Origin of the sequence: Streptomyces sp. NRRL WC-3742 (assembly GCF_000720635.1) — a bacterium.
Lineage (GTDB): Bacteria > Actinomycetota > Actinomycetes > Streptomycetales > Streptomycetaceae > Kitasatospora.
Genome location: NZ_JOCF01000024.1, coordinates 1 through 12,076, shown reverse-complemented (window position 1 = coordinate 12,076; position 12,076 = coordinate 1). Strand labels below are relative to the sequence as shown.

The window sequence follows — 12,076 nt, the reverse complement described above, 5'->3', positions numbered from 1 at the left end:
GCTGGGCTGATGGCGGACGGCTGACGGCTCTGACGGCCGCCCGCCCCGGGGTGCGTGCTACTGCGCTGCCGCCGCCGCCGTCGCCGTCGTCGGTGCGGCGACGAGGACGGTGCGCGCGGGAGGTGCGGCCTCACCGCCGGGCGCACGCAGGGGAGTTGGGCGCGCCACGGCGGCCGCCGGACGGACCTCCGGGCCCGCGCCGGCGGCCTCCACCGCTCCCGTCGCCGCTGCGGCAGCGGCTGATCCGGCGGCCACTGCGGCCACTGCGGTCCGTTGGGTGCCGTCCACGAGCAGGGCAAACCCGCCGGAGCGGTTTCGGACACCCGGCCCCGCTTCCCGGGTGGGGGCGCCGGCCGCTCCGGTGTTCACGGCAACGGGCGCATCCGGGCCGCTCGAGGCGGTCACTTTCGAACGCGCGCCGGTCCGCACGCCGACGAGCGCCGCCGCCCGTGCCGGTGCGGCGACGGCTCGCCGCCGCACCGGCACGCCGGCCCGGACGCCCGGACGCGGTGAGGGCGCGGAGCGCGCGGAGAGCACCTGGCCGACGGCCTCCGGCAGACCGGCCGCCTTCAGCGTCGGCCGGTAGCCGACCTCCGACCACGGCCGCCCGTGGTGCAGCCAGACGCTGCGCAGCCCGGTCAGCTCGGCACCGGCGATGTCGGCGGGCGCGTGGTCCCCGACCATCCAGGTGTGCGCGGCCCAGTCCCCCGTGGGCGCGACGCCGCACCGCTGGGCGGCCATCTCGAAGATCAGCGGGTCCGGCTTGACGCAGTCGGCCTCCTCGGAGATGACCCAGCCGTCGACCATCGACCCCAGCCCGGTCCGCCGGATCTTCTCCAACTGCGCCCGGGTGCCGCCGTTGCTGACGATCCCCAGCGTCCAGCCGGCCGCCCGCGCCGTCCTCAGCGCCTCCAGATTCCGGGGCGGGCAGTGGATGTGGGCGTTGATGCCACGTCGGAAGTGCGCGTGGAGGAAGTCGACGGAGGCGTCCAGACCGTAGCGGCGCCGGACGGCGGACAGTACGGTGCTGCGCGGCACGTAGCCGCCGCCGTCGAGGGTGACGAACCAGTCGAGGTCGCCCGGCGGGAGGTGGTGTTCGGACAGGAAGTCCTGCGCCCACGCCCGGTATGCGGCGTCCCGGGGGAGCAGCGTGTTGTCGAGGTCGAACAGCAGCAGGGGCATGCCGAGCATGGTGCCAGCGCCGGTGCCTATGCATCTGGCAAATGCCAGAGAGCGTCCCGAAGGCGTACGAAGTGGCCGGAACGGGTCCGGCGCCGGGCGGAAGGCAGGGGCGCGCCAATGCGCCCGGGGCGGGTGGGACGCGTGTGACGTCACGGTTCGCGACCGGTCGCAACGGATCGTCGCCGATCCATGACAGTCCGGTCACGGTGTCCCGTGGGCCTGTTGCGCCTCTCCGCTCGCTCAGTCAAGCTCCAGGGAACCTCCTTTCGGGAGGGGGCGCGATCGCCTGCGGGCAGGGCGCACCGGCAGGGCCGGAACATCCCCCTTTCGCGGGAACAACCTCGTTTCGGGGCTTGGCCGCTGGGCCGGGCCCGGCGCCCGTCGTACTCTGAAAGGAATAGGTCACATACGGTGCTGCGCGGTGCGGACCGACGTCATCCCGTGGGCGGGCCTGTTGCCCGGGCAGCGTTGTCCTCTCCTGTCGGCCCCTCTCCATCGAAGAGCCGTGAGCCATGGCTGGTTTTGAGTCCTCCCGACCGGTTGAGCCGGAAACGCCCCGCAGCGCGTCCGCAGCGACCGGGGCTGCCGGAGGAGACGGCGGAGCCGAAGCGGGCCGTGCGCAGGCCGGAGTCTCGGCGTTGGTCCGCGCGCTGCGCAGCCTGGCCCGCCGTGACCGCCCCGGCCCCCACCAGCGGCGTGGCGAGCACCCGGCCGACCCCGTGGAGCCCCCGGTGACGGGCGGCCGCCTGGGCCCGGGAGCCGAGCGCCCGGAGGCGGGGCCCTCGACGGACCCGGCGGAGGAGTCCTCGACGGCCGTACCCGACCCGGTGTTCCAGCACGGCGTGGTGGTCGGTTTCGACGGCTCGCTGTCGAGCGAGCGCGCCCTCGCCTACGCGGTCGGCATGGCGCGTCGTTCGCAGTGCGGCCTGGTGATCGTGCACGTCGCCAATCGCCTGCCCGCCACGGTGTGGGCCGGCTGTGAACCTCCTGTCTTCGTGGACCTCCCCGACCACCGGACCGAGGTCCTGGGTCTGGAGCTCGCCTGTGCGGACTTCCTCGCCGAGGTGCCCTGGATCCTGGTCGAGCGCGGAGGGGACATCTGCCACGAGATCGAGGAGGTCGGCCGTGAGTACGCCGCCGACGCGATCGTCGTCGGCACGACCCACGGCCTGCTCGGCAAGCTCTTCGGTTCGGTCTCCGGGCGGCTGGCGCGGCGGGCCAACCGCCCGGTGATCGTGATCCCCTGACTGCCGTTCAGGTCCTCAGTACTTGATGCCCAACTCCCGGGCGATGAGCATGCGCTGCACCTCGGACGTACCCTCCCCGATCTCCAGGATCTTGCAGTCGCGCCAGAACCGGGCGACCGGGAACTCGTTCATGAAGCCGTACCCGCCGTGGATCTGGGTCGCCTCGCGGGCGTTGTCGACGGCGGCCTCGGACGAGTACAGCTTCGCGATCGCGGCCTCCTTCTTGAACGGTTCGCTGTGCAGCAGCCGGGAAGCGGCGTCCCGCCAGGCCAGGCGGGACATGTGGGCGCGCATCTCCATGTCGGCGAGCTTGAACTGGATGGCCTGGTTGGCACCGATCGGGCGGCCGAAGGCCCGGCGCGTGCCGGCGTACTTGACGGACTCGTCCACGCATCCCTGGGCCAGGCCGGTGGCCAGGGCCGCGATCGCGATGCGCCCCTCGTCGAGGATGCGCAGGAACTGGGCGTAGCCACGGCCACGCTCGCCCAGCAGGTTGGCCGCGGGGACGCGGCAGTCGACAAAGGACAGTTCGCGGGTGTCGGAGGCGTTCCACCCGACCTTGGAGTACTTCTTCGAGACCGTGAAGCCAGGGGTCCCGGTGGGCACGATGATGGAGGAGATCTCCCGCACAGGCGAGCGGAATTCGCCTTCTTCACTCGAACGAGCGATCGGTTCGGTGAGCGCGGTGACGGTGACCAGACCGGTGATGTCCGTGCCGGAGTTGGTGATGAAGCACTTGGTGCCGTTGATGACCCATTCGTCGGTGGCCTCGTCGTACCGCGCCGTGGTGCGGGTGGCGCCGGCGTCGGAGCCACCCTCGGGCTCGGTCAGGCCGAAGGCGCCGAGGAGTTCGCCCGAGGTGAGCCGGGGCAGCCACTCGCGCTTCTGCTCCTCGGTGCCGAACCGGTGGATGGGCATCGCGCCGAGGGAGACGGCGGCCTCCAGGGTGATCGCCACCGAGGAGTCCACGCGGGCGAGTTCCTCCAGGGCCAGGCCGAGCGCGAAGTAGTCGCCGCCCATGCCGCCGTACTCCTCGGAGAAGGGCAGGCCGAACAGGCCCATGCGCCCCATCTCGCGGACGATCTCGTACGGGAACTCCTCCCGCTCGTAGAACTCCCCGATCTTGGGCGCCACCACGTCCTGGGCGAACTCGGCGACGGTGCGCCGCAGTTCCTCGTACTCGCTGCTGAGCCGGTGGTCGAGCATCTGATCCTCCTGGTGCCCGGCCGGTCGGGCCGTGGGCTTGGGTGGGAAGACCGGCGTCCGTCTGACGGTGTGACGGTCGCACGGTGTGATCTGAGGGTTGGGCAGGGGGCGCGCCGCGCGGGCCGGGGCGGGGTCAGCCCCGGGCCGCGCCGAGCAGGGCCTGGACGGTGCGGGACGGGCTCGGTCGGCCGAGGCGCTCGGCCATCCAGCCGCTGGTCGCGACCAGCGCGCGCAGGTCGACACCGGTGCGGATGCCGAGTCCGTGCAGCATCCACACCAGGTCCTCGGTGGCCAGGTTGCCGGTCGCGCTCTTCGCGTACGGGCAGCCGCCCAGGCCCCCGGCCGAGGCGTCCACCGTGGTGACGCCCTCGCGCAGCGCCGCCAGGGTGTTGCTGAGCGCCTGGCCGTAGGTGTCGTGGAAGTGCACGGCGAGCCGCTCGACCGGCACCCCGGCCCGGGCGAAGGCCGCGAGCAGGGCGGTGACCTGGCCGGGCGTGGCCACGCCGATGGTGTCGCCGAGGCTCAGCTCCGCGCAGCCCAGCTCCAGCAGCCGCACGCCGTGGCGGACCACCTGGTCGACGGGGACGGGGCCCTCCCACGGGTCCCCGAAGCACATCGAGAGGTAGCCGCGAACGGCCACCCCGGCCTCGGTGGCCCGGGCGACGACCGGGCGGAACATCTCCATGGCCTCGTCCGCCGAGCGGTTGAGGTTGCGCCGGGCGAAGGTCTCGGTGGCGCTGGCGAACACCGCGATGTCGGCGGTGTGGTGGGCGAACGCCCGGTCGAGCCCGCGCTCGTTGGGCACCAGCACCGGCAGCCGCAGCCCCGGGTGACGCCCCGGCAGCCCGGCCAGCTTCGGGACCAGCTCCTCGGCGTCGGCCAGCTGGGGCACCCACTTCGGGTGGACGAAGCTGGTGGCCTCGACCGTGCGCAGCCCGGCGGCCGCGAGCCGGGCGATGAACTCCGCCTTGACCTCGACCGGCACCAGGGACTTCTCGTTCTGCAGTCCGTCGCGCGGCCCCACCTCGTGGATGCGGACCTCCTCCGGCAGACCGGGGGCGCGGACGGGGTCCGGCAGGCCCAGGTCGAGGGCGTCCGGCTCGCGGTTCTCGGCGGTCACGACCGCACCTCCGCGGCCTCGGGGGCGTCCTCGGCCGGGGTGACCACGACCAGCAGGTCCTCCATCGCGACGGTGGCGCCGGCGGTGGCGCGCAGTTCGGTGACCACGCCGTCGTGCGGCGCGGCGATCACGTGTTCCATCTTCATGGCCTCCAGCACGAGCAGGGGCTGCCCCTTGCGGACGGCCTCGCCCGCGGTGGTCTTGACGACGGTGACGGTGCCGGGCATCGGGGCGGTGAGGGCGCCGTGGTGGGCGGCGGCGGAGGCGGCGCCCTCGCCGACCGGGTCGAAGGGGTGCAGCGGCCAGGCGTCCCCGTCGACGGAGATCCAGGTCACGGGGCCGGCGGCGAGGCCGGGGTCGGTGTCGACGGCCAGCGCGAAGGTGGTCTGCAGGCCGTCGACGGTCAGGTGCAGCCGGTCGCCGTCCCGGGCCGCGCGGGCGCGGTGGACGGGCCCTGCGTCGAGGCGGAGCTCCACGTCGAGGGCGGGGCCGGCCGGATTGTCAGTGGCATGAGCTAGCTTGCCGACAGTGATCGAACGGACGCTCACGGCGACCGGGTCCTGGCCGGGGGCCCGGAGGCGGTGGGTGGTCCAGGCGGGGGCGCCGCCCAGGCGCCAGCCGGAGGGAAGGGAGAAGGGGTCGGTCCAGCCGCCGGGGTCGGCGGCGGGGGTCAGGTCGAGGTGCCGCGCCAGTGCGGCCGCGTAGTAGAGGAGGTGGGCAGGTGACGGCGGTTCGGTCGTGGCGGCGGGAGCCGGCTGTGCGGAGTTCGCCGGGTCCGTCGCGCTCGCGGCGTCAGTCGCGTCCGTCGGGTCCATCGGGTGCGTGGTGCCCGCCGTGTTCGCCGGGGAGTACGGCGAGGCGAGCAGGTCCGGCTGCTGCCGGGCCGTCTGTTCCACCAGGCCGGTGTCCAGTCGGCCGGCGACGACGTCGGGGTGGGCGAGCAGTCGGCGCAGGAAACCGGTGTTGGTCGTGACGCCCGGGAGGCGGGTGTCGGCCAGCGCGGCGCGGAGGCGGCGCAGCGCGGTCGGGCGGTCGGGCCCGTACGCGATGACCTTGGCGAGCATGGGGTCGTAGGCGCTGGTGACGACGGTTCCGGGGGCGACGCCGGAGTCGACGCGAATGCCCTCGCCCCGGGGCTCGTCCAGGGTGAGGATGCGGCCGCCGGTGGGCAGGAAGTCCCGTTCCGGGTCCTCGGCACAGATGCGGGCCTCGATGGCGTGGCCCAGGAAGGAGACGTCGGACTGGTCGAAGGTGAGCGGTTCGCCGGCGGCGATGCGCAGCTGCCACTCGACGAGGTCGAGCCGGGCCGCGTCCCGGCCGATGGCGATGGCGAGTTCGGTGACGGGGTGTTCCACCTGGAGGCGGGTGTTCATCTCCATGAAGAAGAAGTCCCGCACCCCCTCCTCGGAGGCGGAGGTGGAGGCGGGGGAGTCCGGGTCGATGCCGGGGACGATGAACTCCACGGTGCCGGCCCCGGTGTAGCCGCAGGACTCCGCGGCGCGGACGGCCGCGGCGCCCATCGCGGCGCGGGTCTCGGCATTGAGGAGAACGGAGGGAGCCTCTTCGATCAGTTTCTGATGGCGGCGCTGGAGGCTGCATTCGCGCTCGCCGAGGTGGACGGTGGTGCCGTGGGCGTCGGCGAGCACCTGCACCTCGATGTGGCGCGGGCGGTCCACCCAGCGCTCGAGGAGCAGGGTGTCGTCGCCGAAGGCGGTACGGGCGACGCGGCGGGCGGCGGCGATCTCGGTGGGCAGGTCGGCGCGGTCCCGCACCAGGCGCATGCCCTTGCCCCCTCCGCCGGCGGAGGGCTTGAGGAGGACGGGGTAGCCGATCTCGTCGGCGGCGGCGACGAGTTGCTCGTCGGTGGGCGCGGTGGCCTGGCTGCCGGGTACCACCGGGACGCCGGCGGCCCGGACGGCCTCCTTGGCGTTGATCTTGTCACCCATCAACTCGACGGCACCGGGAGGTGGTCCGATGAAGACGAGGCCCGCGTCGGCGCAGGCGCGGGCGAAGCCGGGGTTCTCGGCGAGGAAGCCGTAGCCGGGGTGGACGGCCTGGGCGCCGGTGCGGCGGGCGGCGGCGAGGATCTGGTCGGTCCGCAGGTAGGTCTCGGCCGCCGAGCTGTCGCTGCGGTCGGCCGGGCCGAGCCGGACCGCGACGTCCGCCTCGCGCACGTGCGGGGCGTCGGCGTCCGCGTCGCTGAACACGGCGACCGAGCGGACTCCGAGCCGCCGCAGGGTGCGGATCACCCGCAGGGCGATCTCGCCGCGGTTGGCGACCAGAACTGTGTCGAACATGGGAGGCGTTCCTCCGGGTCGAGGGGGCCGTACGAAGGAGGTGGGTGATGGGACGTGGATGAGGGCAGGCGCCGGGGCGCCGGCGAACGCGGTCGCCGGCGCCCGGGGGTCACATCCGGAAGACGCCGTACGGAGCCGGCGGCGCCAGCGGGGCGTTGGCGCAGGCGGTGAGGGCGAGGCCGACCGCGGTGCGGGTGTCCATCGGGTCGATCACGCCGTCGTCCCAGAGCCGGGCGGTCGCGTAGTAGGCGTTGCCCTGGCGCTCGTACTGCTCGCGGACCGGGCGCTTGAACTCCTCCTCCGCCTCGGCCGGCCACTGCTCGCCGTGCGCCTCCAGCTGGTCGCGGCGGACGGTGGCGAGGACGGAGGCCGCCTGCTCGCCGCCCATCACGGAGATCTTGGCGCCCGGCCACATCCACAGGAAGCGAGGTGAGTAGGCCCGGCCGCACATCGAGTAGTTGCCGGCTCCGTACGAGCCGCCGATCACCACGGTCAGCTTCGGGACGCGGGTGCAGGCGACGGCGTTGACCATCTTGGCGCCGTGCTTGGCGATGCCGCCCGCCTCGTACTGCCGACCGACCATGAACCCGGTGATGTTCTGCAGGAACAGGAGGGGGATGCCGCGCTGGTCGCACAACTCGATGAAGTGGGCGCCCTTGACGGCCGACTCGGAGAACAGCACCCCGTTGTTGGCGACGATGCCGACCGGGTGGCCGTGGATCCGGGCGAAGCCGGTGACCAGGGTCGCGCCGTACTCGGCCTTGAACTCGGCGAACCGGCTGCCGTCGACGATCCGGGCGATGACCTCGCGCACGTCGTAGGGCGTGCGCGGGTCGACTGGGACGGCCCCGTACAGGCCGCCCGGGTCCACCGCCGGGGGCTCGACCGGGGCGAGCGGCCAGGGCCGGGCCGCGCGCGGGCCGAGCCCGGCCACGATGGTGCGCACGATGGACAGGGCGTGGGCGTCGTCCTCGGCCAGGTGGTCCGTCACGCCGGAGGTGCGGGAGTGCAGCTCGCCGCCGCCCAGCTCCTCGGCGGTGACCACCTCGCCGGTGGCGGCCTTCACCAGCGGCGGCCCGCCCAGGAAGATCGTGCCCTGGTTGCGGACGATCACCGCCTGGTCGCTCATCGCGGGGACGTACGCGCCGCCGGCCGTGCACGAGCCGAGCACGGCGGCGATCTGCGGGATGCCCGCGGCGGAGAGCCGGGCCTGGTTGTAGAAGATCCGGCCGAAGTGGTCGCGGTCGGGGAACACCTCGTCCTGCATGGGGAGGAAGGCGCCGCCGGAGTCCACCAGGTAGACGCAGGGGAGGCGGTTCTCCAGCGCGACCTCCTGGGCGCGCAGGTGCTTCTTCACCGTCATCGGGTAGTACGTGCCGCCCTTGACGGTGGCGTCGTTGGCGACCACCACCACCTCGCGCCCGGCGACCCGGCCGATGCCGGCGATCACCCCGGCCGCGGGCGCCGCGCCGTCGTACATGCCGTCGGCGGCCAGCGGCGCCAGTTCCAGGAAGGGCGAGGCCGGGTCGAGCAGGGTGTCCACCCGGTCGCGGGGGAGGAGCTTGCCGCGCGCCGTGTGCCGGGCGCGGGCCTTGGCGCCGCCGCCGAGGGCCGCCGCGTCGAGCTTCGCCCGCAGCTCGGCGACCAGCGCCCGGTGCGCCTCGGCGTTGGCCTGGAAGGCGGCGGAGCCCGGGTCGGCGGAGGTGCCGAGCCGGGGTGCCGGGGCGGCGGCACCCGGAGCCGGGGAGCCCGGCGCCGCGGTGGTCCCGGTCGTGGGGCCGAATTGGACGCCGGTGGGTGCGCCGGCGGTGGAGATGACCATTCCCAAGAGCTCCCTTGCCCTCGGCACCAGGTGGGCGGCCGTGTTGCGGTGCGCCCGTGATCCCTACGTTAATGAACGTTAACTTACGTGCCCAGGTTAACGGCCGATAACCCCACTGTCTACGATGGTCGCCATGCCGAACGTCCCAGCAGCCTCCTCGCTCCCGCGCCGTGACCAGATCCGCCGTGAGGCCGCGCGACTGTTCGCGGCCCGGGGGTTCCTGGGCGTGGGTGTGGACGAGATCGGCAAGGCGGTCGGCATCAGCGGCCCCGGGCTCTACCGCCACTTCGCCGGCAAGGACGCGATGCTCGCCGACCTCCTGGTCGGCATCAGCGAGCGCCTGCTCGAGGAGGGGCGCCGCCGCGCGGCCGGCGGGGACGGCCCGGCGGCGGCCCTGGACGCGCTCATCGGCGGGCACGTCGAGTTCGCCCTCGACGACCGAGACCTGATCACCCTGCACGACCGCGAGTTGCTGAACCTCAAGGACGAGGACCGCCGCACCGTCCGCCGGCTCCAGCGCGGCTACCTGGAGCTGTGGGTGGACGTGGTCCGCCAGGCGTACCCGCCGCTGGCCGCCCCCGCCGCCGAACCGGTGGCCCGGGCGACCGTGCACGCCGTCTTCGGTCTGATCAACTCCACCCCGCATAGCCTCGGCTCGAACCCTGGACACGGCGAGCGCTCCGGCCTCCAGCGCGACGGCATGGCCGCCCTGCTGCGCACCCTCGCCCTCGGCGCCTTCGCGGCCGCCGCCGACTCGGCCGCCGACCCGGCCCCCGACTCGGCCGTCGGGGCCGAAGCGACCTCCGAGTCCTGAGCGCCCGGCCGCCCGAGTCCCGCCCGAGCCCGTACCCCCACCCTCGGCCGGGCAGGGCCTGAGCCGACAGGGCCTAGGTCCAAAGGCGGTTCCCCGCCCGCCCCTGGCCGCTGGGCGGTCCGGCGGGTCCTCGGCGACGCTGGAGGGAGCGTGGCGGACGGGTCGGTCGAACCGGGATTCGAACGGGAATCACGGCAGGCCGCAGGCTGTTGGCCACTCCGCCAGGGCCGAAAACGTCATGGCGGCCACTCGACGAAATGGTTAGCATCCCTAAATATGCCCGAGACTCACGGATCTACGGTGGAGCAACCCAAGCAAGCCCCGAGCGGCACCCCGACCCCGGGCGAGACCGCTGAAGCGGCGCCCGGTGACGCCCCGCAGACCGCCGATGCCCCCGATGCCCCCCAGGCCGATGCCCCCCAGGTCGATGCCCCCCGGGCCGACGCCTCCGGGACCCCCGGCTGGCTGCGCCGCCTGGTCGGCTACAGCTGGCGGTCCCGCCGCAGCCTGCTGCTGGCCTTCGGCGCCTCGCTGCTCGGCATGGCCGTCACCGCGATGGTGCCGCTGGTCACCAAGCTGATCATCGACGACGTCATCACCTCCCACTCCCGCCCCCTGGCCCCCTGGGCGGTGGTGCTGCTGCTCGCGGCCGCCGTGGTCTTCGGCTGCACCCAGGTCCGCCGCTACTACGGCGGCCAGCTCGCCCTGGACGTCCAGCACGACATGCGCGCCGACCTGTTCCGGTCGATAGGCCGGCTGGACGGCCACCGCCAGGACCGTCTGGACACCGGCCAGGTCGTCGGCCGGGCCACCTCGGACCTCCAGCTGATCAACGGCCTGCTGTCGATGGTGCCGATGATGACCGGCTACCTGCTGATGTTCGTCATGTCGCTGGCCGTCATGCTCTGGCTCTCCCCGCCGCTGACCCTGGTCGCGGTGGTGATGGGCCCCGCGCTCTGGTGGGTGTCCGTCCTCAGCCGCAAGCGCCTCTTCCCCGCCACCTGGGCCGCCCAGCAGGAGGCGGCCGGTGTCGCGGGCGTGGTGGACGGCGCGATCGGCGGCGTCCGCGTGGTGAAGGGCTTCGGCCAGGAGGCGCAGGAGCTGGACAAGCTGGAGGAGGCTTCCCGCCACCTCTTCGCCGCCCGGCTCCGCTCGATCCGGCTCAACGCCCGCTACAACCCGGCGATGCAGGCGATCCCGGCGCTGGCCCAGGTCGCGGTGCTGTTCTTCGGCGGATGGCTGGCCGTGGACGGCCAGGTCTCGCTCGGGACCTTCGTCGCCTTCTCCACCTATGTCGCGGCGATGACCGGCCCGGTGCGGATGCTGACGATGATCATCACCGTCGGCCAGCAGGCCCGGGCGGGCGTGGAGCGCGTCCTGGAGCTGATCGACGAGCGCCCGCTGGTCCAGGAGCGCCCCGACGCGCTGACCCTCGATCTCACCGCGTCCGCGAACACCGACACCGACGGCACGACTGGCAGTACGACCCGCGGCACCACCGCCGCCACCGCCACCGCCGTCGGCCCCCGCACCCCCGGCGTCGCCCTGGAGTTCGACCAGGTCGAGTTCCGCTACGACCCCGAGCACCCTGACCCCGTCCTGCACGGCCTCAACCTCACCCTGGCCCCCGGGGAGACCCTCGCCCTGGTCGGCGCCTCCGGCTCCGGCAAGTCGACGGTGGCCCACCTGGTGCCCCGCTTCTACGACCCGGCGGCCGGCACCGTCCGCCTCTACGGTCACGACCTGCGCGACCTCACCCTGGACTCCGTCCGCGCGGCCGTCGGCATCGTCCCCGAGGAGAGCTTCCTCTTCTCCGAGTCGGTCAGCACCAACATCGCGTACGGCCGCCCGGACGCCACCGAGGAGCAGATCCTCGCCGCCGCCCGCGCCGCCCAGGCCGACGAGTTCATCCGCGCACTGCCGGACGGCTACGACACCAAGGTCGGCGAACAGGGCCTGACCCTCTCCGGAGGCCAGCGCCAGCGCATCGCCCTGGCCCGCGCGATCCTCACCGACCCGCGCATCCTGCTGCTGGACGACGCCACCTCGGCCGTGGACCCGCAGATCGAGGCGGAGATCCACGACGCCCTGCGCTCGGTGATGACCGGCCGCACCACCCTGCTGATCGCCCACCGCCGCTCGACCCTCCAGCTCGCCGACCGCATCGCCGTCCTGGACCACGGCCGCCTGCTGGACCTCGGGACGCACGAGGAACTCCAGGCCCGATGTCCCCAGTACCGGGCCCTGATCACCGACCCCGAAGCCGGCCGCACCCCGGCACAGGCCCCCGCGACGGCCCCCGAGCAGACCGAGGCCCCCGGCAAGAGCGCCCCCACACCGAACACCCCCACGCAGAACACCTCCACAGAGAGCGCCCCCGCCCAGAAC

General features: G+C 73.6%; 8 protein-coding genes. 3 read left to right on the top strand and 5 right to left on the bottom strand.

All coding sequences use genetic code 11. The annotated features are described in order from the left end of the window. Positions 1-57: 57 nt before the first annotated feature. Complete coding sequence (locus IH61_RS42895; protein ID WP_158844990.1) at positions 58-1,182, bottom strand: HAD family hydrolase; 1,125 nt, start codon at positions 1,180-1,182, stop codon at positions 58-60. A gap of 731 nt (positions 1,183-1,913) precedes the next feature. Between IH61_RS42895 and IH61_RS0115190 the strand changes: the two genes are divergently transcribed. Then, a complete protein-coding gene (locus tag IH61_RS0115190; RefSeq protein ID WP_031069835.1) occupies positions 1,914-2,429 on the top strand; it encodes a universal stress protein in 516 nt (171 codons plus the stop codon). A gap of 15 nt (positions 2,430-2,444) precedes the next feature. Here the strand turns inward: IH61_RS0115190 and IH61_RS0115185 are convergent, their stop codons facing one another. The 4 genes from IH61_RS0115185 to IH61_RS0115170 form a co-directional block, all read right to left on the bottom strand. Then, positions 2,445-3,635 carry an acyl-CoA dehydrogenase family protein gene (locus IH61_RS0115185; protein WP_031069833.1) on the bottom strand — a complete coding sequence of 397 codons (1,191 nt, stop codon included), beginning with the start codon at positions 3,633-3,635 and terminating at the stop codon, positions 2,445-2,447. A gap of 133 nt (positions 3,636-3,768) precedes the next feature. Continuing rightward, positions 3,769-4,755, bottom strand: a complete 987-nt coding sequence (locus tag IH61_RS0115180; RefSeq protein WP_031069831.1) for a hydroxymethylglutaryl-CoA lyase — start codon at positions 4,753-4,755, stop codon at positions 3,769-3,771. Beyond that, positions 4,752-7,052 carry an acetyl/propionyl/methylcrotonyl-CoA carboxylase subunit alpha gene (locus tag IH61_RS0115175; RefSeq protein ID WP_037972782.1) on the bottom strand — a complete coding sequence of 767 codons (2,301 nt, stop codon included), beginning with the start codon at positions 7,050-7,052 and terminating at the stop codon, positions 4,752-4,754. Before IH61_RS0115175 ends, IH61_RS0115180 begins: the two co-directional genes overlap by 4 nt. A 109-nt stretch (positions 7,053-7,161) precedes the next feature. After that, positions 7,162-8,874: a carboxyl transferase domain-containing protein gene (locus IH61_RS0115170; RefSeq protein ID WP_031069829.1), complete on the bottom strand. Its 1,713-nt coding sequence runs from the start codon at positions 8,872-8,874 to the stop codon at positions 7,162-7,164. Between the two features lie 133 nt (positions 8,875-9,007). Here IH61_RS0115170 and IH61_RS0115165 point away from each other — a divergent pair, with 133 nt between their 5' ends. Continuing rightward, the gene (locus tag IH61_RS0115165) at positions 9,008-9,688 is read left to right on the top strand and encodes a TetR/AcrR family transcriptional regulator (RefSeq protein WP_031069828.1); all 681 of its coding nucleotides are present in this window, start codon (positions 9,008-9,010) and stop codon (positions 9,686-9,688) included. Positions 9,689-10,153: 465 nt separating this feature from the next. Continuing rightward, on the top strand, positions 10,154-12,076 hold a 1,923-nt coding region (locus IH61_RS0115160), incomplete at its 3' end, for an ABC transporter ATP-binding protein (protein WP_158845002.1).

What these genes read in the sequence shown, in the direction of transcription:
- IH61_RS0115170 (WP_031069829.1), bottom strand. Translation starts at nt 8,874, where the DNA reads ATGGTCATCTCCACCGCCGGCGCACCCACCGGCGTCCAATTCGGCCCC.
- IH61_RS0115185 (WP_031069833.1), bottom strand. Translation starts at nt 3,635, where the DNA reads ATGCTCGACCACCGGCTCAGCAGCGAGTACGAGGAACTGCGGCGCACC.
- IH61_RS0115175 (WP_037972782.1), bottom strand. Translation starts at nt 7,052, where the DNA reads ATGTTCGACACAGTTCTGGTCGCCAACCGCGGCGAGATCGCCCTGCGG.
- IH61_RS42895 (WP_158844990.1), bottom strand. Translation starts at nt 1,182, where the DNA reads ATGCCCCTGCTGCTGTTCGACCTCGACAACACGCTGCTCCCCCGGGAC.
- IH61_RS0115165 (WP_031069828.1), top strand. Translation starts at nt 9,008, where the DNA reads ATGCCGAACGTCCCAGCAGCCTCCTCGCTCCCGCGCCGTGACCAGATC.